This is a genomic window from Arenimonas daejeonensis (genome assembly GCF_007993735.1).
In the GTDB taxonomy this organism is placed as follows: domain Bacteria; phylum Pseudomonadota; class Gammaproteobacteria; order Xanthomonadales; family Xanthomonadaceae; genus Arenimonas; species Arenimonas daejeonensis.
The window spans coordinates 1,401,800-1,427,284 of the sequence record NZ_CP042453.1 but is presented as its reverse complement, the minus strand read 5'-3'; the positions used below and the strand labels follow the sequence as shown (position 1 = coordinate 1,427,284).

22 protein-coding genes and 1 pseudogene are annotated in these 25,485 nt (G+C 68.2%); 7 read left to right on the top strand and 16 right to left on the bottom strand.

The annotated features are described in order from the left end of the window. Positions 1–128: 128 nt before the first annotated feature. Together FRZ33_RS06760 and FRZ33_RS06755 are read left to right on the top strand one after the other, a co-directional pair. Positions 129–1,607 carry a M20 family metallopeptidase gene (locus FRZ33_RS06760; RefSeq protein WP_146908621.1) on the top strand — a complete coding sequence of 493 codons (1,479 nt, stop codon included), beginning with the start codon at positions 129–131 and terminating at the stop codon, positions 1,605–1,607. A 101-nt stretch (positions 1,608–1,708) separates the two neighbouring features. Further along, positions 1,709–3,013 carry an aspartyl/asparaginyl beta-hydroxylase domain-containing protein gene (locus tag FRZ33_RS06755; RefSeq protein ID WP_146908619.1) on the top strand — a complete coding sequence of 435 codons (1,305 nt, stop codon included), beginning with the start codon at positions 1,709–1,711 and terminating at the stop codon, positions 3,011–3,013. Here FRZ33_RS06755 and FRZ33_RS06750 read toward each other — a convergent pair. Next, positions 3,010–3,711, bottom strand: coding sequence for a 2OG-Fe(II) oxygenase (locus FRZ33_RS06750; protein WP_158637135.1), 702 nt, complete (start codon positions 3,709–3,711; stop codon positions 3,010–3,012). The genes FRZ33_RS06755 and FRZ33_RS06750 overlap by 4 nt on opposite strands. 104 nt (positions 3,712–3,815) lie before the next feature. Here FRZ33_RS06750 and FRZ33_RS06745 point away from each other — a divergent pair, with 104 nt between their 5' ends. Beyond that, on the top strand, positions 3,816–5,624 hold the full coding sequence (locus tag FRZ33_RS06745; RefSeq protein ID WP_146908616.1) for a tetratricopeptide repeat-containing sulfotransferase family protein: 1,809 nt from the start codon (positions 3,816–3,818) through the stop codon (positions 5,622–5,624). Here FRZ33_RS06745 and FRZ33_RS06740 read toward each other — a convergent pair. The 10 genes from FRZ33_RS06740 to FRZ33_RS06695 form a co-directional block, all read right to left on the bottom strand. Beyond that, the gene (locus FRZ33_RS06740) at positions 5,609–5,941 is read right to left on the bottom strand and encodes a YeaH/YhbH family protein (protein WP_146908614.1); all 333 of its coding nucleotides are present in this window, start codon (positions 5,939–5,941) and stop codon (positions 5,609–5,611) included. The two genes, FRZ33_RS06745 and FRZ33_RS06740, sit on opposite strands and share 16 nt — an antisense overlap. A 34-nt stretch (positions 5,942–5,975) precedes the next feature. Continuing rightward, positions 5,976–6,590 (bottom strand): class I SAM-dependent methyltransferase, encoded by a 615-nt coding sequence (locus FRZ33_RS06735; RefSeq protein WP_146908612.1) that lies wholly within the window; start codon positions 6,588–6,590, stop codon positions 5,976–5,978. A gap of 76 nt (positions 6,591–6,666) precedes the next feature. Beyond that, on the bottom strand, positions 6,667–7,929 hold the full coding sequence (locus tag FRZ33_RS06730; protein ID WP_343195856.1) for a TonB-dependent receptor domain-containing protein: 1,263 nt from the start codon (positions 7,927–7,929) through the stop codon (positions 6,667–6,669). A 116-nt stretch (positions 7,930–8,045) separates the two neighbouring features. Beyond that, on the bottom strand, positions 8,046–9,293 hold the full coding sequence (locus FRZ33_RS06725; RefSeq protein WP_146908608.1) for a TonB-dependent receptor plug domain-containing protein: 1,248 nt from the start codon (positions 9,291–9,293) through the stop codon (positions 8,046–8,048). 224 nt (positions 9,294–9,517) lie between these two features. Further along, positions 9,518–10,426 (bottom strand): DUF4097 family beta strand repeat-containing protein, encoded by a 909-nt coding sequence (locus FRZ33_RS06720; protein ID WP_158637134.1) that lies wholly within the window; start codon positions 10,424–10,426, stop codon positions 9,518–9,520. A gap of 51 nt (positions 10,427–10,477) precedes the next feature. Next, positions 10,478–10,795 carry a hypothetical protein gene (locus tag FRZ33_RS06715; RefSeq protein WP_146908604.1) on the bottom strand — a complete coding sequence of 106 codons (318 nt, stop codon included), beginning with the start codon at positions 10,793–10,795 and terminating at the stop codon, positions 10,478–10,480. Between the two features lie 132 nt (positions 10,796–10,927). Next, positions 10,928–11,419 (bottom strand): RNA polymerase sigma factor, encoded by a 492-nt coding sequence (locus FRZ33_RS06710; protein ID WP_425480626.1) that lies wholly within the window; start codon positions 11,417–11,419, stop codon positions 10,928–10,930. Between the two features lie 134 nt (positions 11,420–11,553). Then, positions 11,554–12,480: a histone deacetylase family protein gene (locus FRZ33_RS06705; RefSeq protein ID WP_146908600.1), complete on the bottom strand. Its 927-nt coding sequence runs from the start codon at positions 12,478–12,480 to the stop codon at positions 11,554–11,556. Positions 12,481–12,585: 105 nt separating this feature from the next. Continuing rightward, the gene (locus tag FRZ33_RS06700) at positions 12,586–14,334 is read right to left on the bottom strand and encodes a phosphoenolpyruvate carboxykinase (GTP) (RefSeq protein WP_146908598.1); all 1,749 of its coding nucleotides are present in this window, start codon (positions 14,332–14,334) and stop codon (positions 12,586–12,588) included. Between the two features lie 134 nt (positions 14,335–14,468). Then, entirely contained in the window at positions 14,469–15,053 is a 585-nt protein-coding gene (locus FRZ33_RS06695) for a TetR/AcrR family transcriptional regulator (protein WP_146908596.1), read from the bottom strand. A 125-nt stretch (positions 15,054–15,178) separates the two neighbouring features. Between FRZ33_RS06695 and FRZ33_RS06690 the strand changes: the two genes are divergently transcribed. Genes FRZ33_RS06690 through FRZ33_RS06680 form a run of 3 tightly spaced genes read left to right on the top strand, consistent with a single transcriptional unit; the run spans position 15,179 to position 19,057 of the window. Then, complete coding sequence (locus tag FRZ33_RS06690) at positions 15,179–16,075, top strand: alpha/beta fold hydrolase (protein WP_146908594.1); 897 nt, start codon at positions 15,179–15,181, stop codon at positions 16,073–16,075. Further along, a complete protein-coding gene (locus tag FRZ33_RS06685; RefSeq protein WP_146908593.1) occupies positions 16,072–18,543 on the top strand; it encodes an acyl-CoA dehydrogenase in 2,472 nt (823 codons plus the stop codon). Before FRZ33_RS06690 ends, FRZ33_RS06685 begins: the two co-directional genes overlap by 4 nt. Before the next feature lie 43 nt (positions 18,544–18,586). Next, positions 18,587–19,057 (top strand): hotdog fold domain-containing protein, encoded by a 471-nt coding sequence (locus FRZ33_RS06680; RefSeq protein ID WP_146908591.1) that lies wholly within the window; start codon positions 18,587–18,589, stop codon positions 19,055–19,057. A gap of 4 nt (positions 19,058–19,061) precedes the next feature. Here the strand turns inward: FRZ33_RS06680 and FRZ33_RS06675 are convergent, their stop codons facing one another. From FRZ33_RS06675 to FRZ33_RS06660, 4 genes and pseudogenes are all read right to left on the bottom strand, one after another. Next, positions 19,062–19,415: a DUF1304 domain-containing protein gene (locus FRZ33_RS06675; protein ID WP_227978197.1), complete on the bottom strand. Its 354-nt coding sequence runs from the start codon at positions 19,413–19,415 to the stop codon at positions 19,062–19,064. A gap of 12 nt (positions 19,416–19,427) precedes the next feature. Next, entirely contained in the window at positions 19,428–20,267 is an 840-nt protein-coding gene (fghA, locus tag FRZ33_RS06670; protein WP_322619022.1) for an S-formylglutathione hydrolase, read from the bottom strand. Next, positions 20,267–21,376, bottom strand: a complete 1,110-nt coding sequence (locus FRZ33_RS06665) for an S-(hydroxymethyl)glutathione dehydrogenase/class III alcohol dehydrogenase (protein ID WP_146908589.1) — start codon at positions 21,374–21,376, stop codon at positions 20,267–20,269. The genes fghA and FRZ33_RS06665 overlap by 1 nt, the downstream gene beginning before the upstream one ends. An 81-nt stretch (positions 21,377–21,457) precedes the next feature. Further along, positions 21,458–22,790 (bottom strand): annotated as a pseudogene (locus tag FRZ33_RS06660) (NTP/NDP exchange transporter). A 179-nt stretch (positions 22,791–22,969) separates the two neighbouring features. Here FRZ33_RS06660 and FRZ33_RS06655 point away from each other — a divergent pair. Next, complete coding sequence (locus FRZ33_RS06655) at positions 22,970–24,562, top strand: GMC family oxidoreductase (protein WP_146908588.1); 1,593 nt, start codon at positions 22,970–22,972, stop codon at positions 24,560–24,562. 81 nt (positions 24,563–24,643) lie between these two features. Here FRZ33_RS06655 and FRZ33_RS16115 read toward each other — a convergent pair whose 3' ends face one another. Next, positions 24,644–25,459: a hypothetical protein gene (locus FRZ33_RS16115; RefSeq protein ID WP_158637133.1), complete on the bottom strand. Its 816-nt coding sequence runs from the start codon at positions 25,457–25,459 to the stop codon at positions 24,644–24,646. Positions 25,460–25,485: the final 26 nt, after the last annotated feature.

Sequence of the window (25,485 nt, the reverse complement as noted above, 5' to 3'; positions counted from 1 at the left end):
CATCGCCGTTTCCCGGCCGCCGGGCTGGGAAACGTGAAGGCCGGCCTGTCGGCGCTTTCCTACCCGCAGGCGCGGCGGCCCCGCCGAAGGGGGTAAAATCCCCGTCCTGGCTTTTCGAAGGACATTCCATGGATACCGCCAAGACCGACCGCTTCATCGCCGACGCCTGGGACGGCGACATCGTCCCGCAGCTGGTCGAATACATCCGCATCCCGAACAAATCGCCGATGTTCGACGCCAAGTGGCGCGAGAACGGCTACATGGACGCGGCCGTGCGCCAGTTCGAGGCCTGGGCGAAGGCGCAGCCGATCCCCGGCATGTCGGTCGAGGTGGTGACGCTGGAAGGCCGCACGCCGCTGCTCTACATCGAAGTACCGGGCGAAGGCGACGACTGCGTGCTGCTCTACGGCCACCTGGACAAGCAGCCCGAGATGACCGGCTGGGCCGACGACCTCGGCCCGTGGAAGCCGGTGATCAAGGGCGACAAGTTGTATGGCCGCGGCGGCGCCGACGACGGCTACGCGCTGTTCGGCTCGCTCACCGCCATCCGCGCGCTGAAGGAACAGGGCAAGCCGCACAGCCGCTGCGTGATCCTGATCGAGGCCTGCGAGGAATCGGGCAGCTACGACCTGCCCTACTACGTCGACCATCTGGCCGACCGCATCGGCAAGCCGTCCCTGGTCGTGTGCCTGGATTCGGGCTGCGCCAACTACGACCAGCTCTGGTGCACAACCTCGCTGCGCGGCCTGGCCGGCGGCAACCTCAAGGTGAGCGTGCTCAGCGAGGGCGTGCACAGCGGCGACGCCTCCGGCATCGTGCCGTCCAGCTTCCGCGTGCTGCGCCAGCTGCTGTCGCGGCTCGAGGACGAGGTGACCGGCAAGATCCTGGTCGAGGACCTGTACGTGGACATCCCCGAACAGCGCCTGGCCCAGGCCGGCCGCGCCGCCGAAGTGCTGGGCAGCGAGATCTGGGACAAGTTCCCGTTCCTGCCGGGCATGACGCCGATGAACACCGACCTGTCCGAACTGGTGCTCAACCGCACCTGGCGCCCCGCACTGTCGATCACCGGCGTGGACGGCATGCCGCCGCTGTCGAGTGCCGGCAACGTGCTGCGCCCGCACACCGCGGTGAAGCTGAGCCTGCGCCTGCCGCCGACGCTGGAGCCGAAGAAGGCCGGCGAGGTCCTCAAGCGCGTGCTGGAAGCCAACCCGCCCAACGGCTGCAAGGTCGAGGTGGAGCTGGAGAAGGCCTCGACCGGCTGGAACGCGCCCGCACTGGCGCCGTGGCTGGAACACGCCATCGACACCGCCAGCCGCGATTTCTTCGGCGCCCCGGCCATGTACATGGGCGAAGGCGGCACCATCCCGTTCATGGGCATGCTGGGCGAGAAGTTCCCCGGCGCGCAGTTCATGATCACCGGCGTGCTGGGCCCGCATTCCAACGCGCACGGCCCGAACGAGTTCCTGCACATCCCGACCGGCAAGCGCGTGACCGCCGCCGTGGCCCGCGTCATCGCCGACCACTACGAAGCCAGCGAGAAGGGCCTGACCCGCGGTGTCGGCGTGCACGAAGGCAACGCCGCCTTCGGCGACCACGGCTGCTGCTGAGCCCTTGAACCGGGAGACCGGTCCGGCCCCATAATCGTCGCCAGCGCCCGCCCGGCGCTGGCCGATCCTCGGCACGACCCTCCCCTTGCCGAGCTGCACCGATGACTGGTCCCGATCCCGCCCGCGAATCCAAGATCGCCGCCCTCGCGGCGGAAGCCCAGCGCCTGGCCCACCAGGGCCAGCGACCCGCCAGCGCCAGGCTGTGGGAGCAGGTGCTCGTGTTGTCGCCGGAGCATCCGGGGGCGCTGAACTTCTTCGGCATGAACGCGTTCCAGCGCGGCGACCTGGGCGAGGCGCGCAGCCTGTTCGAACGCGCCACCCGCGGCCAGCCGGCGCTGGCCATCGCCCATGCCAACCTGGCGCGTGTGCTGCACGCGCAGGGCGATCCCACCGCCGCACTGGCCGAACTCGACCGGGCCCTGAAGATCGAACCCGGCGCCTACGCCGCGCACTTCGAGAAGGCCAAGCTCTACGGCCTGCTCGGCCGCGAACGCGACCAGGCCCTGGCCTACGAATCGGCCCTGCAGCTGATGCCGGCACAGGCCGCCCAGATGCAGGAAATGCAGCCGCTGATCGCGCAGGCGCAGGCCAGCGTGATGCGCAACAAGTCCGGGTTGGGCGAATTCCTCGAGTCGCGGCTGACCGGGCTGCGCCAGGGGCTTTCCAGCCGCGCGCTGCAGCGCTTCGAGGAGTGCCTGGACATTTCCCTCGGTCGCAAGCCGGCCTACCTGCAGCGGCCGGCCATGTTCCATGTGCCCGGCCTGCCGGCCATCGCCTTCTTCGAGCGCGAGGACTTCGCCTGGGCGCCCGCCGTGGAGGCCTGCACGGACGTGATCCGCGGCGAGCTGGAACAGGTGCTAGCGCAGGACAGCACCGGCTTCATCCCCTACGTGCAGACGCGCGCCGGCGAACCCGTCGGCCAGTTCGCCGCGCTCGACCGCAATCCCGACTGGAGCGCCTATTTCCTCTGGCACCACGGCAAACGCGTGGAAGAGCACATGGCCCGCTGCCCGGCGACCATGGCCATGCTCGAAGGCGTGCCCCAGGTGGAAGTGCTCAATCGCGCCCCGGCCGCGTTCTTTTCGGCACTCAAGCCGCGCACGCGCATTCCACCGCACAACGGCGCCACCAACTGCCGGCTGACCGTGCACCTGCCGCTGGTGATTCCGCCGGACTGCGCCATCCGCGTCGGCAACCATGTGCGGCAGTGGACGCCAGGCGAACTGCTGATCTTCGACGACACCATCGAACACGCCGCCTGGAACGACAGCGACCAGCTGCGCGTGGTGCTGATCTTCGACGTCTGGCACCCGATGCTGACCGACGCCGAGCGCGTGCTGGTCAAGCACACGCTGGAAGGCATCATGGCCTGGTACGGCAAGGACGCGCCGCTGGGCGAACTCTAGTCCTTGGTGGACGCGGCCGGCGCGGCATGCCACCAGCCGGTGATCGCCAGGCGCGGCTGCAGCGCCCAGGGCGCGACCAGTCCGACATGGTGTTTCGCCGGCACCTTGAACAGGCTCAGCGAGTTGAAGCGCGGCAGGAAGCTGTCGATGGGCCGGTCGTTTTCGTCCAGGAAATGCAGCAGGCCGCCCCAGTCCGCCTGCCAGTCGCGAGACAGGTTGAGCACGTAGGCGTAACGACGCGCTTCGTCGACATGGTGGTCGTCATGCGCGCGCAGGAACTGCCCGGGCAGGTAGCGCGTGGCCTGGGCACCGACCATCGCCAGCTCCGCATCGCCGGTGAACCCTCGGATGAAATCCAGGAAGGGCGGACTGTTGAAGAACTGCAGCACCGCATGCAGCACCAGGTGCGGGTCGCGCCCGGTTTTCGCCGCTTCCACCAGCAGGTAGCGGTCGTAGACGAAATGGAAACCTTCCGCGGCGCGCCGGTAGGCGGCCGGCATGCGCTCGCGGGCGACCTCGCCGGTCCACGGTGGGCTGTCGGGCAGGCCGCGTTCGGCGGTGACCCAGGGCACTTCCCGGCGCAGGCAGTCGGCAAGCCGCTCCGCCGCATCGGGCTGCAGGAAATCGGGGATCTGCACGCGTCCCTGCTGGACGAGCTGTCGCCGGTAGGGCCGGAAGTCGAGGTCGTTGCTGATCATGTGCGCTGCGTTGGCGGTGGTTCCGCACATTCTATCCCCGGCCCCGGAACCCGCGCGCCGTCGCGAAGGTACAATCGCCGGGTGCCGCCATCGCCAGCTCCCGCATGAACACGCCGCCCCCAACCACGGACGCGCGCCTGGCCGCCGGACTGGCGGAAGCCAGACGCCTGCAGCGGCTCGGCAATGCGGCCGCTGCCGGACTCCAGCTGCAACGTCTCCGGACCGAGTTCCCGGGATCGGTGGCCGTGCACAAGGCCCTGGCCTCGCTCAACGCCCAGGCCGGGCAGGCGCAGGCCGCCGTCGCGGACATGCAGGCGGCGCTGGCGATCGAACCCGGCTCGGCGCAGCTGCACTGCGAACTGGGCTGCCTGCTCGCCCACTACGGCCGGTTCGGCGAGGCGCTCGGGCATCTCCGCACCACGACCACGCTGCAACCCGCATGGCCTGACGGCTGGTATTTCCTGGGCATCACCCTGGTGCGCCTGAACCTGGGTCCGCAGGCGCTGGCGCCGCTGCGGCGCGCGTTCGAGCTCGCGCCCGGACAGACCCGCAACCTGCAGGCGCTTGCGCGGGCGGAGTTCAGCTCGGGGCATCCGGTCGATGCGTTGCCGTTGTGGCGCGAACTGGCGCGACGCCAGCCGGATGATGTGGACACTATCCTCAAGCTTGGCGAATCGCTGGGCCGTGTCGGCGAACACGACCAGGCCCGCGACCTGTTCGCCGAAGCAGCGTCGCGGCAGCCGGAATCGGCGGACCTGTGGATGGCGCTCGCCCAGTCCGAGGAGGACCGGGGCGACCGCGATGCCGCGGAAGCAGCCTACGAACACGCGCTCGAGCGCCGGCCGGGCTGGGTCTACCCCCTGGCGGGGCTGTTCGGGCTGCGGCGTGGCCAGGCTTCCGAAACCCGGGTCGAGCAGGCGATCGAACTGCAGGCTTCGTCGGCGCTCAACGACGCCGACCGCGCGCTGCTCGGCTACGAGCTCGGCAAGGTGCATGACGGCCGCGGTGATTTCCGCCGCGCCATGGCCAGCTGGGACGATGCCAACGCGGCGCGCGAGCGTGTCGTCGGCCGCTTCGACCTGGAGTCGCTGCAGGCGCAGGTCGAACACAGCCTGCGCGTATTCGATGCCGCGTTGTTCGCGCATGTTGGCGACCCGGACGGCAGCGACGAGCGCCCGGTCTTCGTGGTTGGCATGCCGCGCAGCGGCACCACGCTGACCGAACAGATCCTCGGCGCGCATGGCCAGGCGATGGGCTGCGGCGAACTGCCCGACATGGCCCTGATCGTGCGCTCCTTGGCCCCGGCCGGTGGGCCGTCGCAGGTCTGGCCGCACATCCCCGAACACGTGGACCTCGATGCGCTGCCCGCGGCCAGGGCGCGGTATCTCGAAGCCGCGACCCGGCATGCGCCTGCGTCGACGCGGCGGCTGGTGGACAAGTCGCCGATGAACTACTACCTGCTCGGCCAGGCGGCGCTGATGTTCCCGCGCGCCCGGATCGTCTGGTGCCGGCGCGATCCGCGCGACATCGCGATTTCCATCTACGGCGAGAACTTCTCGCTCGACGAGCGTTTCGCCACCCGCCTCGACGGCATCGGCCACTGCATCAACCTGCAGGAACGTTTGATGCGGCACTGGCAGCAGGTGCTGCCCAATCCGATCCTCGAGTTCGACTACCAGGCCCTGGTGTCCGATGTGGAAACCCAGGCACGGCGGCTGGTGGACTTCGTCGGCCTGCCCTGGGACCCGGCCTGCCTGCAGTTCCATGCCAGTGGACGCGGTGTGCAGACACCCAGCCGCTGGCAGGTGCGGCAGCCGGTGCATACCCGATCGGTCGGCCGCTGGCGAAACTACACGTTCGCGCTGGCGCCGCTGTTGGCGGTGCTCGATTCCCCGCCTCAGCCGGCCGACTGAGCCGGCTGCATCCGCAAGGCCCAGCCCAGCAGACCTTCGGCCTGGCTGATCGGCTCGCAACGGACCTGCGCCTCCGGGCGCGCCTGTTCCAGCTTCGCCACCATGGCCGAGGCCTCCGCCTCGCCCAGGGCGTGCCCGATCAGCTCCGCCGTCCTCAGCTGCGCCTGCTGCAGTTGCTCGCGATGGCCTTCCAGCGCCTGCAGGGAGGTGGAAGCATCGGTCCCGGTCTGGGCCAGCAGGGCGTGGATCGCATCGCGGGTCTCGTTGAGGACATCCGGCGCGCGGCTGCCGACCGCCTTTCGGGCCAGCGCCTGCATGGCGAGGTTGTAGTTCTCGCGACAGGCCGTGGCCTCACTGTTGCCACGCAGGTCGACGCCGGCGCGCGCCCGGGCGAACCAGGGGAATCACGGCACGCGCCGCCGGGAAAAGGCCGCTTTCGCCGAGCAGGAACCCCTGGTTCTCCAGTTCCGCGCGGCCGACCTCGACCAGCACCGAGCCGGCATGGTGCATGACCAGGGCAAGCTGGCCTTTCCCGTCAAGCACGCGCAGGCATTCCTGCAGGGCCTTCTCGCGGTCCGCATATTCGAATCCGAACTGGCTGACCACCAGATCAAAACGGCCCGCCTCGAACGGAAGCGCCTCCATCGCCACGCCCGGGTGGAAGTGGATCCCCGCATGGACCTCCGGCCGATACCAGGCCGGAGAGAGTTCGGCCAGGTCCACGGCATCTATCCGCAACCCGTCCTGGGCCCTGCGTTCGATCAGCATCAGCGGCAGGGCGCCGTTGCCGGTCGCCAGGTCGAGCACGCGTTGGCCTGGCGCCAGGGTAGCGAAGACGTCGGCCCAGAACCGGCCGATGGCGCCGGTGTAGTTGCCGGCGAAACTGCCGATGCACGAATGCAATCCGCCGGTCGCCCAATAGGAGGTCCAGGCGGCCTTGCGGGCGGTGTCGTCGTTCGCTTCCATCGGTTCATTGTCCCGGCGGTCGCGCAAAAAAGGGCCCCGTTGCCGGGGCCCTTCAAAACTACTGGTTACGCCAGAATTAGAACGTCTGGGTGTAACGGAAGTAGGTGGTGCGGCCGTAGGCGTCGTACAGGTAGAAGTTCCACGGACGACCGTCGTAGGCGTTCAGGTCCGGGTAACGGTCGCCGACATTGGTCGCGCCAATGGCGAAGGTACCGTTCCACGGGGCGTTCCAGGAGAACTGCACGTCGTTGGTCGCGTAGCCACCCTGGCCGTTTTCCTGGCCGTCGATGAAGTTGATGTTCCAACCGAAGGTGAAGTCGGAAATCGTCCAGGTGTTGTACAGCGACGCACGCAGGTCCGGGGAACCTTCGAGGCCGGCGTACTCGGTCACGTTGCCGATACCGTCGTCGATCTCGTAGCTGTTGATGTACGAGACGGACAGCTGGTTGCGCAGCTCACCGTAGTTGCCGAAATCGAAGTTGGTGTTCGCGCGGAAGTCCCAACCGTCGGTTTCCAGCGTGCCCTGGTTGGCGTAACCGGCGACGATCTCGTCGATGGCGCCGTTGGCACGACGGGTGATGCTCAGGCCCGGCGGGATCGGACCGTAGGTGGACGGATCCAGGTCGGAGTTGATGATGTCCTGGGCGCTGATCTGCGAGATCGTGTTCTCGATTTCGATGTTGTAGTAATCGAGGGACAGATCCAGCCACTCAAGCGGATCCCAGACGACGCCGAGGCTGAACTGCTGGGAGTTCTCCGACGCCAGGTTCGGGTTGGCCTGGAAGTACGTGTCAACCTGCAGCTGGCAGGTGGACGGCTGGGCCAGCGCAAGGCAGGACGCCGGATCATTGACCGGCTCGGCCGAGAAGGTGGTCTTCTGGGTCAGGATGTCCAGGCCCGGGGCGCGGAAGCCTTCACCGTAGGAACCACGGAAGGTCAGCGTGTCAAGCGGCTGCCAACGCATCGCAACCTTCGGCGAGAAGTCATTGCCGTAGTCGCTGTAATCGTCGAAACGGCCAGCCAGGGTGATGTCGAAGGTGCTGGTGAACGGCAGCAGCCACTCGAAATACACGGCCGTGGCGTCACGCGTACCCGCCGAGGAGTTGCCCGCCGAACCCAGCACCACGCCGGCCTCGGACAGGGAGTCGTACAGGTCCTGGAAGGTGTCGTCGCGGTACTCGGCGCCGAACACGGCGTTCGAGGTGCCGCCGCCCATTTCGAACAGGTCGAAATTGAAGGTGGCGTAGACTTCGTTGGTCTGCCAGCGCGACTCACGGTTGATCGTGGCCTGGATGGACGACAGCACGGCCGGATCGGCACCGAACGGGTCGGTCAGCAGGTAGTCGCCGTCGTTGGCGGCTTCGTTGGCGAGGCTGCCGACGATGTAGCCACGGCCCAGCTCGATGTACTTGTAGTCGGTGCGGCGCAGGCCGAAGTCGACGCCGATGGTGTCGGTCAGCTGACCTGGAAACCGACCATGTAGTCGGAGTTGGTCGTGTCGGTGAAGTTGTCACGGTTGCCGGCCGCGGCGAAGCGGTGGAAGTAGTACGTCGGCAGGCCGTCGGTCACGCCGTCGTAGGCGTCAATCAGCAACTGGTTGTTGTTGATGTCCTGAGGAGTGCCATCCTGGACAACCACAACGCCCGGGACCGGCGCGTAACGGCCGAAGGTCTCGACCTTGGTGGTGGTGGCGGTGGCGTAGACGCTCCAGTCGTCGTTGATCTGGTGATCAGCGCGGAAGAACACCGACTTGTTGCCGACCTTGGCCTCGTTGGCCGCAACCGAGTTGAAGTCGAACGAGCACAGGCCGTTGCTGAGGGTCCAGAAGCCATTCTGGTTGCAGTTGAAGCCCGGGACCGCGCCAACGCCGCCGGAGAGGCCGTCGTAGCCAGCACCGTCACCATCGATGTCGCCCAGGTCGGCGTTGTCGATCACGCCGTCTTCGTTGGCGTCGATGACGTTCCAGCCGTAGTAGTTGTTGCCGTAGGTGCTGACGCCCAGGGTGTCGCCACCGATCTGGTCACGGGTGAACACCATGCCGCGCTTGCTGGCCGAGGCGCCACCGACGATGCGGGTGCGGTCCGAAGCCGAGCCGAACACGACGGACATGTCTTCCGTGTCGCCGCCGGTGATCGAGGTGTTGCCGACGCCGTAACGCAGCTCGGCGCCGTTGAAGTCCTTGCGCAGGATGATGTTGACCACACCACCGATCGCGTCGGAACCGTACACGGCGGACGCGCCGTCGGACAGGATCTCGATGCGCTCGACGGCCGCCAGCGGGATGGCGTTCAGGTCGGAGCCGGAGGAGGCGGACATCGGGTTGGTCGGGGCGCGACGGCCGTCAACCAGCACGAGGGTACGACCCGAACCGATACCGCGCAGGTCGATCGTGGCCAGGGACTGGGCCGACGAACCGGACTGCGGACGGAAGTTACCGAACGAGGCGAAGGTCGAGTCGCGGAGGACGTCGGCCACCGACACGTCGCCGGAGGCGTCGATCTGGGCGCGATCGATCACGACGACCGGAACGGCGCCTTCGATGTCGGCGCGCTTCAGGCGGGAACCGGTGACCTCGATGGTGTCAAGGGTGGCGGCGTCTTCCGTGGTGTCCTGCGCGAAGGCGGGAACCGCCGCGAAGGTGGAAGCGGCGCCGGCGAGGAGCGCGAAACGGATCGCGCCGGACAGCTGATTGAAATTAGACATTTACTCTCTCTCCAACGTCAGAGTGATGGTGACTCTAGAGTTCGGGACAAAGCCTAAGGGCGAAATTCGGACTGAAAGGCGCCCTGGCCTGCCGGAGCATAACGCAATCTTTACGGTCCGCAAACAGGGTTAAGGCGCCGTAAAGACAGTTTTGAGACGCGCTAAGCACTACGCCCAGGACAGTCGCCTGTCCTGGGCGCAAAAACAACTTATTTATCAGTAACTTACTTCACGACAACCCGGACGTTCCCGGAGAACGACTCCAGCCGGATATTGCCCGAACCGGCCCCCATTTTGGCCTCCAGATGCTTGCCAGGACCGTATTCTTCTGTCTGGACCTGGCCCACGGGGCTGCTGATGCCCCCGCTGAAGGTCTCGATCCGCAGCCGGGCCGAGGTCTCCCGTGGCAGGACCAGGTCGAGGTTGCCGCTGACCGAGTCGGCCACGATGCTGCCGTCCGCCGCCAGCCCGGCGCTGAGGCGGCCGTCGCCGGACACCGTGCTCAGGCTGAGGCGGTCGAGGGTCGTGGCCTCCAGGGTGGCATCGCCCGATACGGTGTCCAGGCTGACCCGGCCGCCGATCCGGCCCTTGAGCAGGATGTCGCCGCTCACCGAATCCACCAGCAGGCTCTGGCTGCTGTCGAGTTCGGCATCGATGTCGCCGCTGACGTTGTCGAAGCTGGCCTCCGCGACCCGGGTGCTGCGCACCAGGACATCACCGCTGACGCTGTCGACCGACAGGCGCTGTCCTGCGACGCCGGAGATGTCCACATCGGCACTGACCGAGTCCACGGACACCGACGCGCCGGCCGGCAGGCTGACTTCGATCACGCTGGGCTCGGACTTGCCGTTGCCGCCCCAGCCGAACCAGCCGCCGCTGTTCCTGGGATAACGCACCTCGATGCTGAGGTCGCGTTCGTCGCCTTCCACCAGCAGCTTCTCGACGCCCTCGCCCAGGCTGCCGGTGATCCGGACTTCAGGCCGGTCCCAGGTGCGCACGACGATGCGGCCCTTGAGGTTGTCGATGGAGACCTGGCCGTCGGGCGCCAGCGGCCGGGTCTGGTTGATCGGGGTGGCCGCGAAGGCCGGGGCAGCCGCCAGCAAGGCGGCCAGGCAGATCAGGCGGGGAACCATGGGGAACTCCTCATACATATATATAGGTGCGGACCTGGGGACAGGTACGGATCAGCCGGTAACGGCGCGTTGGGTGAGCGACAGCCGGTGGGCATAGGTGCGGCGCAGCTGGTCGAGCAGGAACACCGCCTCGGGATCGCTGGCGATGGCCGCGCGGATGTCGGCGGCGCTGCGGTCGAGGGTGGCCAGGGTCGGTTCCAGCGGCGCCGGCATCGGTGCACCTTCGAACTGGTCCAGGGCCGCCTGGTACTCGAGAGTCAGGGCCTCGGCTTCCCGTTGCACCAGCTCGGCCCGGAAATCGGCCTGCGGCGGCACCGGATGGCGCAGCTGCCAGGCCAGGCCCACCGCCAGGCTGAGCGAGGCGGCCACGGCCAGGGCGGCGAACCAGGCCGGTGGCGGCGCGGCGCGGCCGGCTGCAGGCGTGCGGCGATGCCGGGCCAGAGGTCGCGGGACGGTTCGATCTCGCGCGGAAGCTGGCGCAGCTGCCAGCGCAGTTCGTGGTCACTCATGGTCTTCTCCCAGCCGCGTCCGCAGCAGATTGCGGGCGCGATGCAGTTGCGCTTTCGAGCTTCCGACCGCCATGCCGAGTTCGGCGGCGATCTCTTCGTGTTTCCAGCCTTCGATGTCATGCAGCACCAGCACCGCGCGCGCCCGCGGCGGCAGCGTGGCGATGGCGCGTTCCAGGTCCAGTCCCAGGGCGGTGCGCTGGCCGGCGCTGTCCATCGTGGCGTGGAACTCCAGCGCGGCGTCGTCGGTTTCCAGCGCCTCGCCGCCGCTGCGCGAACGGATCTCCATCAACGCGGTGTTCACGGCAAGGCGGTGCAGCCAGGTCGAGAACGCGCTTTCGAAGCGGAAGCCCGGCAACGCCTGCCAGGCGCGCACGAAGGCTTCCTGCACCAGGTCCTCGGCCCGCGCTTCGTGTCCGCACAGGCGCCAGAGCACGGCGTACACGCGGCGCGAATGTTTCCGGTACAGCGACTCGAAGGCGCGCATGTCGCCGGCGCCCGCGGCGCGGACCAGGGCATGGTCCTCCTCGCGCGGCGAGGCGGGGGCGGCGTGGCTGGCGGCGTCGAGGGTCACGGCGAGGCTGAGCATACCGGCTCTGATGCGGCCGGCCGGCGGAAGGTTTAGCCGGCCGGCACGCCATTGATTGCCCGCCAATGCGCCGCCGCCAGGCGCACGGTGGTTTCGTGGATGTCCACGATGTCCTCGACCTGCGGCGCGTATCCCCCGGCCATGCAGACGGCCACGGGCAGGCCATGCCGGGCGCAGGCCGCGAACACCTGGCGGTCGCGTTCGGCCAGGCCCGCCTTGCTCAGTGACAGGTGGCCCAGGCGGTCGCCGGCGTAGGGGTCGGCGCCGGCGAGGTAGATCACCGCGTCGGCGCGCGCGCGGGCGATGGCTTCGGGCAGGTGGCGGGCCAGCGCGTCCAGGTACTCGGCGTCGCCCGTGCCATCCGGCAGGGCGACGTCCAGGTCGGACTCCGGCTTCACCGCCGGATAGTTGCGCGCCGAATGCATCGAGAACGCGAACAGGCTGTCGTCGCCGGCGCAGAGTTCGGCGGTTCCATTGCCCTGGTGCACGTCCAGGTCAACGATCAGCAGTCGTTGGGCCAGGCCCAGCGACTGCACGTAACGCGCCGCCACCACCGCGTCGTTGAAGACACAATAACCACCGCCGCGGTCGTGGCCGGCGTGGTGGGTGCCGCCTGCCAGGTTCACCGCCACGCTGTCGCCTTCCAACGCAGTGCGCAACGCCATCATCGTGCCGCCGGAAGAACGCCGGGAACGTTCGACCATCGCCGCCGACCACGGGAAACCGATGCGGCGCATCAGGGTGGGATCGGCGCTGCCGTCGGACATCGCCTGGACGTAGTGCGCGGCGTGCGCGCGCTGCAGGTCGGCGTCGGTGGCGGCCGGCGGTTCGTGCAGTTCGATGCCCAGCGCGGGCGCGACCGCGGCGATTCGTTCGTGCAGGCGCGCGTACTTCGCCATCGGGAAGGAATGCCCGTCCGGCAGCGGCAGCACGAAGTGGTGGCAGTAGAAGGCCTTCATCGCGGCAAGCATAACGATGCCCCCGACAAAACGGTGTCAGGGCCCGCCGGAAAGGAAACGGGCCGGAAGATCCGGCCCGTTCGGGTCATCCGCGGCGGTACCGGCTTATGCCAGCTGCGCAGCGATCTTGGCGCGTTCGGCCTTGAGCGCGTGCGGGGTGCGCTCGCCGTAGCTGTCGAGGTATTCGCCGATGCTTTCCATCTCGGCCTTCCAGCCGGCACGGTCGATGGTGATCAGCTGCTCCAGCGTGGCGGCGTCCAGGTCCAGTCCGTCGGTGTTGAGGTCGCCGGCCTTGGGCAGGTTGCCCACCGGCGTCTCGACCGCACCGGCCTGGCCGGTGACGCGCTTGAGCATCCACTCCAGCACGCGCAGGTTGTCGCCGAAACCGGGCCACATGAACTTGCCCTGCTCGTTCTTGCGGAACCAGTTGACGTGGAAGATCTTCGGCAGCTGCGCGCCCGGCTTGTCGAACGACAGCCAGTGCGCGAAGTAGTCGGCGAAGTTGTAGCCGGCGAAGGGCTTCATCGCCATCGAGTCGCGGCGCACCACGCCAACGGCGCCGGTGGCGGCGGCGGTGGTTTCCGAGGCCATCGAGGCGCCGACCAGCACACCGTGGGTCCAGTCACGGGCCTCGAACACCAGCGGCACCAGCGAATCGCGGCGGCCACCGAACACGATCGCGCTCAGCGGCACGCCCTGCGGATCTTCGGCCTTGGCGGTGTAGCTCGGGCAGTTCTTCGCGCTGACGGTGAAACGCGAGTTCGGGTGCGCGGCCGGGCTCACGGCCTTGTCGTACGGACGGCCCTGCCAGTCCTTCACCGGCGTGCCCTCGGGCAGGCCTTCCCACCACGGCTGGTTGTCGGCAGTGACGCCGACGTTGGTGAAGATGGCGTCCTTGAACAGCATCTTCAGCGCGTTCGGGTTGGTCTTGGCGCTGGTACCCGGCGCCACGCCGAAATAGCCGGCTTCCGGGTTGATGGCGTACATGCGGCCGTCGGCGCCGGGGCGCATCCAGCAGATGTCGTCGCCGACCGTCCAGACCTTCCAGCCGTCGCGGCGATAGCCTTCCGGCGGGATCAGCATCGCCAGGTTGGTCTTGCCGCAGGCGCTCGGGAACGCAGCGGCGACGTAGTGCGTCTCGCCCTGCGGATTCTCGATGCCGACGATCAGCATGTGCTCGGCCAGCCAGCCCTCGCTGCGCGCCTGGTAGCTGGCGATGCGCAGCGCGTGGCACTTCTTGCCCAGCAGCGCATTGCCGCCGTAGCCCGAGCCGAAGGACTTGATGGTGAGCTCTTCCGGGAAATGCATGATGAAACGGCGCTCGGGATCGAGCTGGCCGATCGAGTGCAGGCCCTTCACGAACGAACCTTCGCGCTCGATGCGCGCCTGCGCCTGCGCACCCATGCGGGTCATGATGCGCATGTTGGCGACGACATAGGGGCTGTCGGTGATCTCGACGCCGCAGCGCGCCAGCGGCGAATCGATCGGACCCATGCAGTACGGCACCACGTACATCGTGCGGCCGCGCATGCAGCCGGCGTAGAGCGCGTCGATTTTCGCGTGGGCGTCGGCCGGCGCCATCCAGTGGTTGTTCGGGCCGGCGTCTTCCTGCTTCGTGGTGCAGACGAAAGTCAGGTGCTCGACGCGCGCCACGTCGCTAGGGCTTGAACGGTGCAGGTAGCAGTTCGGGTGGGTCTGCTCGTTGAGCTTCACCAGGTCGCCGGTGGACAGCATCAGCTCGGTGAGCTTCGCGTTTTCGGCATCGGAGCCGTCGCACCAGTGGATGGCGTCGGGCTGGGTGAGTTTGGCGACCGAGGCGACCCAGTCGTTGAGGGCGGACAATTGGCTGGACATGGCAGCAGGGCTCCGGGCGGGGCCGTCTAAGGGGAAACCAGGGGGCGGCGCGCGAATTCAGCGCCGGCCGGGACGGGGTCCATTCTAACGGGTGAAGGCTGTCCTGTCCTCGGGACAGGACAGCCCGCAGGACATCAGACCGGAATCAGCGTGGTCATCACGTGACCGACGTAGGCCTCGAATTCATCATGATGAAGTCGCGGCTGGCCCAGCTGCAGCGAGAGTTGCAGGAAGCCGACGTAGGCCGCGTAAGTCAGGCGCGCGCGGTTCTGCGCGTCCAGGCGCGGCAGGCCGGCCTGGCGGAAACTGGCGGTGAGGTAGTCCAGGCGCCGCTGCGACACGCGGTTCAGCACGGGCTGCACGACCGGGTGGTCGAGCGCCTTGAGCAGCTCCGAATAGATGATGTGCGGCTTGAGTTCGTGCGCGACCAGCTGGAACAGCGCCTTGAGGCGCGCCCGCGGGTCCGAGATGGCCTCGAGCTGGCCGAAGACGGTTTCCTGCTCCATCACTTCCCAGCGTTCGAGCGCCGCCACCAGCAGGGCTTCGCGGGACGGGAAATGCCAGTAGAAACTGCCCTTGGTGACGCCCAGGCGACGGGCCAGGGGCTCGACGGCCACGGCCGCCAGGCCCTGCTCGGCAATCACGTCGAGGGCGGCAAGGGCCCAGTCTTCCGCACTCAGGCGGGTCGGGCGTTCGACTTTCGGGGCGGGAGCTACCATACGGTCGGCGATTCTACTGGCTGCGGATGAGTACAGTTAAGCGGCAAACGCCGCTGCGGCAGGCCATCATGCCCCATACGGATTGGTATTGACAGACCTCTCCACGGCAACCCATACTCGGCCGTATGGTTCATTCCCTGCCAGAACGCCGCGCGTATGCCGGCGACCGGAAAGTGCTCCCCGCCCACGACGGGTTGTCGCTGGCCGCCGATGCTTTTCCGGGCGACGGCCCCGGCGCGCTGCTGGCCCACGGTTTCGGCCAGACCCGCCAGGCCTGGACCGCGACCCAGCAACGCCTCGCCGCGGCTGGCTGCAGCAGTCTGGCGTGGGATGTGCGCGGTCACGGCCAGTCCGGGCGCAATCCCGAAGCCTCGCGCTACTCCGGCGAACAGTTCGTGGCGGACGTGGTCACCGCGGCGCAGGCGCTCGGCCCGCAGCCCGTGCTGGTCGGCGCCTCGATGGGCGGCCTGACCGGGTTGTTGGCGCAGGCGCGCCACCGCGTGTTCTCGGCCCTGGTGCTGGTGGACATCACGCCACGCTGGGAAGCCTCGGGAGTCGAGCGCATCCTCGGTTTCATGAGCGCGCACCCGGAAGGTTTCGACTCCTATGAGCACGCGGCCGAACAGATCGCCGCCTACCTGCCGCACCGCCGCGAGAAAAAGACGCCGGCGCAGCTCGCGCACCTGCTGACGGCACGCCCCGACGGCCGCCTGGGCTGGCACTGGGATCCGCGCCTGCTCAGCGAATTCATCCCCGACACCCACGGCCTGCACGACCTGCTCGACGACGCCTGCCGCGACCTGGACGTGCCGGTGCTGCTGGTCAGCGGCGGTCGCAGCGACCTGGTCACCGCACGGACCGTCGAGCACTTTCTAGAGCTGGCGCCCCACGCCCGTCACGTACAACTGCCACACGCCACCCACATGGTGGCAGGCGACGACAACGACGCCTTCACCGACACCCTGCTGCATTTCCTGTCCGACCTGCCGGCCCCCACGGCCGCCCACGGAGATCCACGATGAGCATCCTCGCCCCCTTCCTCGCCCTGTTCCTGGCGACCCTGCTGGTGGCCTACCACCGACTCAGCCTGGTGGTGTTCACCGCGCTGTCGGCCACGCTGCTGGTGGCGGTCGGCCTGGCCGGCGCCAACCTCACCGCGACCGTCGTCGCCGGCGTGCTGCTGGCCCTGGCCACGCTGCCGCTGCTGATCACGCCGCTGCGCCAGTCGGCGATCACCGCGCCGCTGCTGAAGTTCTATACGAAGATCCTGCCGCCGCTCTCGGACACCGAGAAAACCGCACTGGAAGCCGGCACCGTCGGCTTCGAGGGCGAACTGTTCTCCGGCATGCCGAAGTGGGCCGACCTGCTGGCCCAGCCGAAGCCGCAACTGACGGCCGAGGAACAGGCCTTCCTCGACGGCCCGGTCGAACAGGCCTGCCGCATGACCAACGACTGGGACATCACCCACGTCCGCAACGACCTGCCGCCGGAACTGTGGGACTACCTGAAGAAGCAGAAGTTCTTCGGCATGATCATCCCGAAGGAATACGGCGGCCTGGGCTTCAGCGCGCTGGCCCACCACAAGGTGATCCAGAAGCTGGCCTCGATCTCGGCCACGCTCAGCTCCACCGTCGGCGTGCCCAACTCGCTGGGCCCGGCCGAACTGCTGCTGCACTACGGCACCGACGAACAGAAGAAGCACTACCTGCCGCGCCTGGCCGATGGCCGCGAGGTGCCCTGCTTCGCGCTGACCGGCCCGACCGCCGGCTCCGACGCCACCTCGATCCCCGACTACGGCATCGTCACCGAAGGTGACTGGAACGGTGCGCGCGTACTCGGCGTCAAGCTGACCTTCGACAAGCGCTACATCACGCTGGCGCCGGTGGCGACCGTGATCGGCCTGGCCTTCCGCCTGTACGACCCGAACAAGCTGCTGGGTGAAGAAGCCGACCGCGGCATCACGCTGGCGCTGATCCCGCGCGAGACCGCCGGCCTGGAAATCGGCCGCCGCCACTTCCCGCTCAATTGCGCCTTCCAGAACGGGCCGGTGCGCGGCAAGGAAATCTTCCTGCCGCTAAGCCAGCTGATCGGCGGCGAAGACTACGTCGGCCAGGGCTGGCGCATGCTGGTCGAGTGCCTGTCGGTCGGCCGCGCGATCACCCTGCCCTCCACCTCGGCCGGCGCGTCCAAGCTCGCCGCCGTCGTCACCGGCGCGTACGCGCGCATCCGCAAGCAGTTCGGCCTGTCGATCGGCCGCTTCGAAGGCGTCGAGGAAGCGCTGGCGCGTATTGCCGGCAACGCCTATGCCGCGGCTGCGCTTTCGCAGTCCACTGCGGCCGCTGTCGACCGCGGCGAGAAGCCGGCCGTGCCGTCCGCCATCGCCAAGTACCACGCCACCGAGATGGCGCGCGAAGTGGCGAAGGACGCCATGGACATCCACGGCGGCAAGGGCGTGATCCTGGGCCCGATGAACTACCTCGGCCGCGGCTGGCAGGCGGCGCCGATCTCGATCACGGTCGAGGGCGCCAATATCATGACCCGCAGCCTGATGATCTTCGGCCAGGGCGCGATCCGGTGCCATCCGTGGGTCCTGAAGGAAATGCAGGCCGCGCAGCATCCGGATCCGGAAACCCGCCTGCGCGAATTCGACGCCAACCTGTTCGGCCACATCGGCTTCGCCATCTCCAACGCCGTGCGCAGCTGGATCCTGGGCCTGACTGCGGCGCGCATCGGCAAGGCGCCGGGCGACGCGTACACGAAACGCTACTACCGCAAGCTCAACCGCTACTCCGCCAACCTGGCGCTGGTGGCCGACACTTCGATGCTGCTGCTCGGCGGCAAGCTCAAGTTCAAGGAAAAGCTGTCGGGTCGCCTCGGCGACGTGCTGAGCCAGCTCTACATCTCCAGCGCGATGCTGAAGCGCTACGAAGACGAGGGTCGTCCGGCCGCGGAACAGCCGCTGCTGGCTTATGCCTTCCACGACTCGGCGCACAAGATCGAACTGGCGCTGTCGGGCGCGCTGCGCAACTTCCCGATCCGCCCGGTGGGCTGGCTGCTGTGGATGCTGGTGTTCCCGTTCGGCCGCCGCGCGCAGGCGCCGAGCGACCGCCTGGGCCGCCGTGCCGCCGCGCTGCTGATGTCGCCCTCCGACGCGCGTGACCGCCTCGCTTCCGGCACCTTCCTGACGCCCTGCGAGAACAACCCGGCCGGCCGCATCAACAGCTACCTGCCGAAGGTGATCCTTGCCGAGCCGGTGGAGCGCAAGTTCCTCAAGGCGCTCAAGAACAGCGACATCGAGGCGCTCGACTTCCCGTCGCAGCTGGCCGAAGGCGTCGCCGAAGGCTGGATCACCGCCGAGGAAAAGGTCCAGCTCGAGGAACTGCGCACGCTGACCTGGGACGCGATCACGGTGGACGACTTCGACCCGGCCGACCTGGTCTCCGCCTCGCTGCACCGCGGCCAGCCCGCCGCGCAGCACCGCGCCGCCTGAGCCCACGCGGGGCGCGCACGCCGCGCCCCGCCCGGAGACCCGCATGTCCGACACGCCCCTGCTGCGGATGTACCGCAAGTTCCTGCGCTACCCGGGTGGCCGCTGGCTGTTCAGCCGCGCCGTGTGTTTCAAGGCGCCCTACTTCGGCACGGTGAAGCCGACGTTCCAGGTACTGGAGACCGGCCGCTGCGAAGCGACCATCCCGGACCGCCGCAGCGTGCACAACCACATCGGCACCGTGCATGCGATCGCGCTCTGCAACCTGGCCGAACTGGCTGCGGGCGTGATGACCGACGCCTCGCTGCCCCGGGACATGCGCTGGATCCCCAAGGGCATGACGGTGCAGTACCTGAAGAAGGCGGTCGGCACCCAGCGCGGCGTCGCCACGCCGGTGGTGCCGATCGTCAGCGCCGCCGCGGGTTATGACCTGCCGGTGAACGTGGATGTGTTCGATCCGGCGGGCGAGCGCGTGTTCAACGCGGTGATCACGATGTGGCTCAGCCCGAAGAAGTGAGCGCTCAGAAGTAGTGCACCGCCGCCGCTGCGGCGATCGCCGGCAGCGCCTGCACGTACAGGATCGAACGCTTCACCGTCGCGGCGCCGAACAGCCCCGCCACCACCACGCAGCCCAGGAAGAACAGGCAGATGCCCTTGTCGCCCAGCCACAGGCCCCAGGCCAGGCCGGCGGCAAGGAAGCCGTTGTAGAGGCCCTGGTTCATCGCCAGCCTGGCCGAATCCCGTGCCACCTGCGGGTCGAGACGGAACACCTTGCGGCCCAGCGGCCTGGTCCAGAAGAACATCTCCAGCACCATAAGGAAGCCCAGGTGCAGCAGGGCGACGAAGGCGGTCAGCAGGATCGCAAGCACGGACATGGTCTTCCCCGGTCAGGCCAGCTGCGCAGCGTGGTGCCGCAGGTGGTCCTCGATGAAACTGGCGATGAAATAGTAGCCGTGATCGTAGCCGGCATGCCGGCGCAAGGTCAGCGCCTGGCCGGCTTCGGCGCAGGCGGCCTCGAAACGTTCCGGCTGCAACTGGGTCGCGAGGAATTTGTCGTCCAGCCCCTGGTCGATCAGGATCGGACCAGCGAACGCACGCCGACGCACCAGCTCGCAGGCGTCGTGTTCGGCCCAGACCCGGCGATGGTCACCCAGGTAGCGCGAGAAGGCTTTTTCGCCCCAGGGCACTTTGCTTGGTGCGACGATCGGCGCGAAGGCCGACAGGCTCCGGTAACGATCCGGATGGCGCAGCGCCAGCGTCAGCGCGCCGTGTCCGCCCATGGAATGTCCCGTGATGCCGGTGCGCGACGGATCGGCCGGAAAATGATCGGCGATCACGGCCGGCAGCTCATGCATCACGTGGGTTTCCATCCGGAAGCGCGATGACCACGGCGCCTGCGTCGCGTCGAGATAGAAGCCCGCCGCCTCGCCGAACTCCCAGTCGCCGGTCGCGCCTTCGAACCCGGTGTCCCGCGGGCTGGTGTCGGGCATCACCAGCATCAGGCCCAGCTCGGCGGCGACCCGCTGCGCGCCGGCCTTCACCGACGCCGTTTCCTCATTGCAGGTCAGGCCGGCCAGGAAGTACAGCACCGGCACCCGCCGCTCGCGCGCCTGCGGCGGCTGGTACACCGCGAAGCGCATCGTCCCGCCGCAGGCCGCCGAGTCCATCCGGTAATAGCCCTGTACGCCGCCGAAGCAGCCGTGTTCGCTGGTCAGTTCGATGGACATCAGTACACCACCACGCTGCGGATCGATTCGCCGCGATGCATCAGGTCGAAGGCGTCGTTGATCTTCTCCAGCGGCATGGTGTGGGTGATCAGCGAATCGATGTCGATCTTTCCCTCCATGTACCAGTCCACGATCTTCGGCACGTCGGTGCGGCCGCGGGCGCCGCCGAAGGCGCTGCCGCGCCAGTTCCGGCCGGTCACCAGCTGGAACGGCCGGGTGCTGATCTCCGCCCCGGCCGGCGCCACGCCGATGATCACGCTGGTGCCCCAGCCCTTGTGCGCACACTCAAGCGCCTGGCGCATCACTTTGACGTTGCCGATGCATTCAAAGGTGTAGTCGGCGCCACCCCTGGTCAGCGAGACCAGGTACGGCACCAGGTCGCCCTCGACCTCGGACGGGTTGACGAAATGCGTCATGCCGAACTTGCGCGCCATCGCCTCGCGACCCGGGTTGAGATCGACGCCGACGATCATGTCGGCACCGGCCAGGCGCAGACCCTGGATCACGTTCAGGCCGATGCCACCCAGGCCGAACACCACGGCCTTCGACCCCACTTCCACCTTGGCGGTATAGATCACCGCGCCGATGCCGGTGGTGACGCCGCAGCCGATGTAGCAGACCTTGTCGAAGGGTGCATCCTCGCGGATCTTCGCCAGTGCGATCTCCGGCACCACGGTGTAGTTCGCGAAAGTGGACGTGCCCATGTAGTGCAGCACCGGCCGGCCATCGAGCGAGAAGCGGCTGCTGCCGTCGGGCATCAGGCCCTGGCCCTGGGTCGAGCGGATCGCCTGGCAGAGGTTGGTCTTGGGGTTGAGGCAGTACTCGCACTGCCGGCATTCGGGCGTGTAAAGCGGGATGACGTGGTCGCCCTTCTTGAGCGTGGTCACGCCCGGCCCGACATCCACCACGATGCCGGCGCCCTCATGGCCCAGGATCGCCGGGAACATCCCCTCGGGATCGGCGCCCGACAGCGTGAACTCGTCCGTGTGGCAGACGCCGGTGGCCTTGATCTCGACCAGCACCTCGCCGAAGCGCGGGCCTTCCAGGTCGACGGTTTCAATGCTGAGCGGCTTGCCCGCTTCCAGCGCGACGGCGGCTTTGACTTTCATGTGGCGGATTCCCCGGAGGACAGGTGCTCAGGGTAACGCCGCAGGCCACCGGTTTTGTTCGGCTGGCGCGAAGGCCGGGGCTCAGCGCGGATCGGCTGGCAGCTTTTCCTGCTCGCGGATCAGGCGCCAGGCGCCGAAGGTCATGCCGCCGGCGACTGCCAGCCCGGCGGCGAACACCGTCGCCGACCCGAACGCCGCCAGGAACTTGTGCGACCAGACGAAGAAGAGATCACCACCGCGATAGACCGCCGTGTCGATGACGGCCTTGGCCTTGTAGCGGATTTCCCGGTCGACCCGCGTGTAGATGGTCTCGCGGGCCGGCTTGGCCAGCGAAAATTCACCCGCCCGGGTCACGATCTGCACGACCGCGACCAGCATCGGCAGCGGCGAGGCGGTCAGCGCGGCAAAGCCCAGCAGGATCGCGCCCGCGGGAATCAGCAACACCGGACCCACCCCATACCGCACCAGCAGCGGACGCGTCAGGAACACCTGCACCAGGATCGTGATCAGGTTGATGGCCAGGTCGATGTTGGCGTAGTAGGCGGTGCGCGCTTCGTCGCCCGGGTAATACAGCCGCGCGATGGCCGCCTGCTCGTTGTACAGCAGGGTGCCGACGCCGACGCCGAAGAACATCAGCACCGCCATCGCCCGCAGCAGCGGCTCGTCGCGCAGCAGGCGCAAGCCAGCCAGCACGCTGCCTCCCATCGCCTGTTCAGCCCCGGTGACGCCGCGCGACTGTTCGCGCAGACGCGCCCAGCGCCCCAGCCGGAGGATGCAGAACACACAGGGCCAACAGGCTGGCCGACACCAGCAGCAGGTTCGGCACGCCGATCTGGTGCACCAGGGCCCGCGTGATCAGCGGCCCCAGGAAGCCGCCGGCGGTGCCGCCCGCGGCGATGAAACCGTAAAGCCGGCGCGCCTCGATGTCGGTGTAGATGTCGGCCATGAACGACCAGAACACCGACACGGCGAAGAGGTTGAAGACCGCGACCCAGATGAAAAATGCCGCACCCCGGCCCGGAATCTCCTGGTCGAAGATGAAGTAGAACCCGAACAGGCAGGCAATGAAGATCGCGTACAGCACCGGCAGGAACACCCGGCGCGGAAACCGGCTGACCAGGGCGCCGTAGGCGGGCTGCAGCAGCACCATGGCGATGAAGGTGCCGGTGAACAGCAACTGCAGGGTCAGGTCACCCAGCGCCCAGCCGCGGCTGTTCGCCCACTCCACCAACGCCGACGGGAACACCGCTTCGACGTCGCCGGACGCACCCATCGCATCCCGCACCGGCCGCAACACGTAATACCCGGTCAGCAGGAAGAAGAAATAGAGGAAGGACCAGATCAGCGGCGGGAACTCCCGCAACGCGCCGCGCAGGTGGTCGAAGCGGCCGGCGGTGTCCTTGCCCTGGGTCATCCGGGATCCCTGTGGAGTGCCGGCACGATAGCCAACCCCGCCCCACCCTGCCAGCCCGGCCAAGGAAACCGGGCCAGTTAGTGAACCCGGTCCCAGTTGGCATTACTGTACCGCTGCCCCGAGTGTTTGCTCTAGAACGGGGGCCTAGCCTCGGCCCGACCCTGAAAGAAGAAGAACGCGTGTACGACTACATCATCGTGGGTGCGGGCTCCGCCGGTTGCGTCCTGGCCAACCGTCTGAGCGAAGACCCGGACTGCCGCGTCCTCCTGCTCGAGGCCGGCCCCAGCGACTGGCATCCCTTCATCCACATGCCCGCCGGCCTGTCCAAGCTGGTCGGCAAGAAGGGCGTGAACTGGGACTACACCACCGCGCCCGAGCCCCAGCTCGACGGCCGCCTGCTGTGGTGGCCGCGCGGCAAGGTGCTGGGCGGCTCCAGCTCGATCAACGCCATGTGCTACATCCGCGGCCACGCCCACGACTACGACGAATGGGCCCGGATGGGCGCCGAGGGCTGGAACTGGGACAACGTACTGCCCTACTTCAAGCGCAGCGAAGGCAACCAGCGCGGCGAAAGCGAATTCCACGGTGGCGACGGTCCGCTCGGCGTCTCCGATCCGCGCCACCGGAACCCGCTCTCGGAAGCCTTCGTCGAAGCCGCGCAGCAGGCCGGCCATTCGACCAGCGACGACTTCAACGGTGCCCGTCAGGACGGTTTCGGCTGGTACCAGACCACGACCAAAGACGGCGCCCGCAGCTCCAGCGCCGTCGCCTATCTCAAGCCGGTGCGCAAGCGCCCGAACCTGACGGTGATCACCAAGGCCAGCGCCAACCGCATCACCTTCGAGGACGGCCGCGCCACCGGCGTGGTGTATTCGGTCTCGGGCAAGGGCGCCTACTGCGAAGGTGCAGCGCGCGAAGTCATCCTCTGCGGCGGCGCGATCAACTCGCCGCAGCTGCTGATGCTTTCGGGCATCGGCCCGGCACCGCACCTGCGCCAGCACGGCATCGAAGTCGTGTCCGACCTGCCCGGCGTCGGCGGCAACCTGCAGGACCACCTCGACATCTGCGTGCTGCAGCGCTGCGTGCAGGGCCTGAGCTACGACCAGATCAGCGACGTCGCGGTCGGCCTGCAGTATTACCTGTTCAAGTCCGGCCCCGGCACCAGCAACATCGCCGAAGCCGGCGGTTTCATGCGCAGCTCGCTGGCCGAGGACGACCGTCCCGACCTGCAGTTCCACTTCGTGCCGGCCCAGCTCGACGACCACGGCCGCAACCGCCTGCCCGGCAGCGGCTACACCCTGCATGCCTGCGGCCTGCGTCCGCGCAGCCGCGGCCGCCTGTACCTGGCCAGCGCCAGCGCCGCCGACAAGCCGCGCATCGAAGCCGGTTACCTCAACGACCCGGAAGGTTACGACCTGAAGGTGATGCTGGAAGCCGTACGCCTGTCGCGCGAGATCCTGGCGCAGCCGGCGTTCGCGCCATTCCGCGGCGAGGAAGTATTCCCCGGCGCGAAGGTGCAGGACGAAGCGGGGCTGACCGCCTTCATCCGCAGGAAGTCCGAATCCATCTACCACCCGGTCGGCACCTGCCGCATCGGCCGCGCCGACGATGCCGATGCCGTCGTGGATCCGCAGCTGCGGGTGCGTGGCGTCAGCGGCCTGCGCGTGGTGGACGCCTCGGTGATGCCGCGGCTGATCGGCGGCAACACCAATGCCCCGACCATGATGATCGCCGAACGCGCCGCCGACCTGATCCGCGGCCTCGCTGCCTGAATGGGGTCAGGTTCACTTTCCTGATCCACAACTTGCGGACGCGCCGCACCGGTGGTCAGGAAAGTGAACCTGACCCCGCTTTTAGCGCTCGAGCATCGGCGGCAGCGGGCAATGCAGCGAGGCGCAGACCGCCCGCAGCAGTTCCGCCTCGGCCACGGTGATGCGGCCGTCATGGCTGACCGCGGCCACCAGGCCTTCGAGCAGCAATTCCTTGCCACGCGGTTCCACCGCGTCGAGCACCGGCCAGACTTCGTCCAGCGCCGCCAGTGGATCCGATGGCGGCCGGTAGGGCGAGTTCAGGCGCGGGAACACCAGGGACAGGCTGGCCAGGTAGGCGCGCATCGCCGCCGCCGGATCCTCGTGCCCGGCCTGCGCCAGCACCGCCATCAGGGTCACCGCCTGCGGCGTGACGTCGGCTAGGCGTCGGTTGCTCGCGCTCCAGTGGCCGGCCGGGTCCAGGGCGTCGCGCACCTGGATGCGCAGCAACCGTCCCAGGCAGTATTCGAACAGGTCCACGCGGCCATCGGCGTGGGTCAGTGCGAAACAGCCGTCCATGAACTTCTCGAGTTCGGGCCTGGGCCGCCGGCGCAGGGCCGGCATCGCCATCGAGGCCAGCGGCAGGTAGAGCATGCGCGGCAGGTCGGCCAGACGGTCGGCGTAATCCAGGCCCTGTCGCACCATGCGCTCGTCGTGGCGCGCCGTCAGCTCGAACTGCTGGCGTTCACGCACCTTGCCCGGTGGCGCCAGCAGCAGACCGAACAGCAGCGGCATGGCCTCGTCGCGCTCGCGGGCGGCGCGCTGCAGGACGTCGGGGATCGCATGCACGAGGGCCCCGGCGCGCACGTAGTCGTCGGGCTGGGGCGCGCCCACCTGGGCCACCACGCCCGGCGGGCTCACCGTCAGTTCGGTCAGGTCGGCCGGCA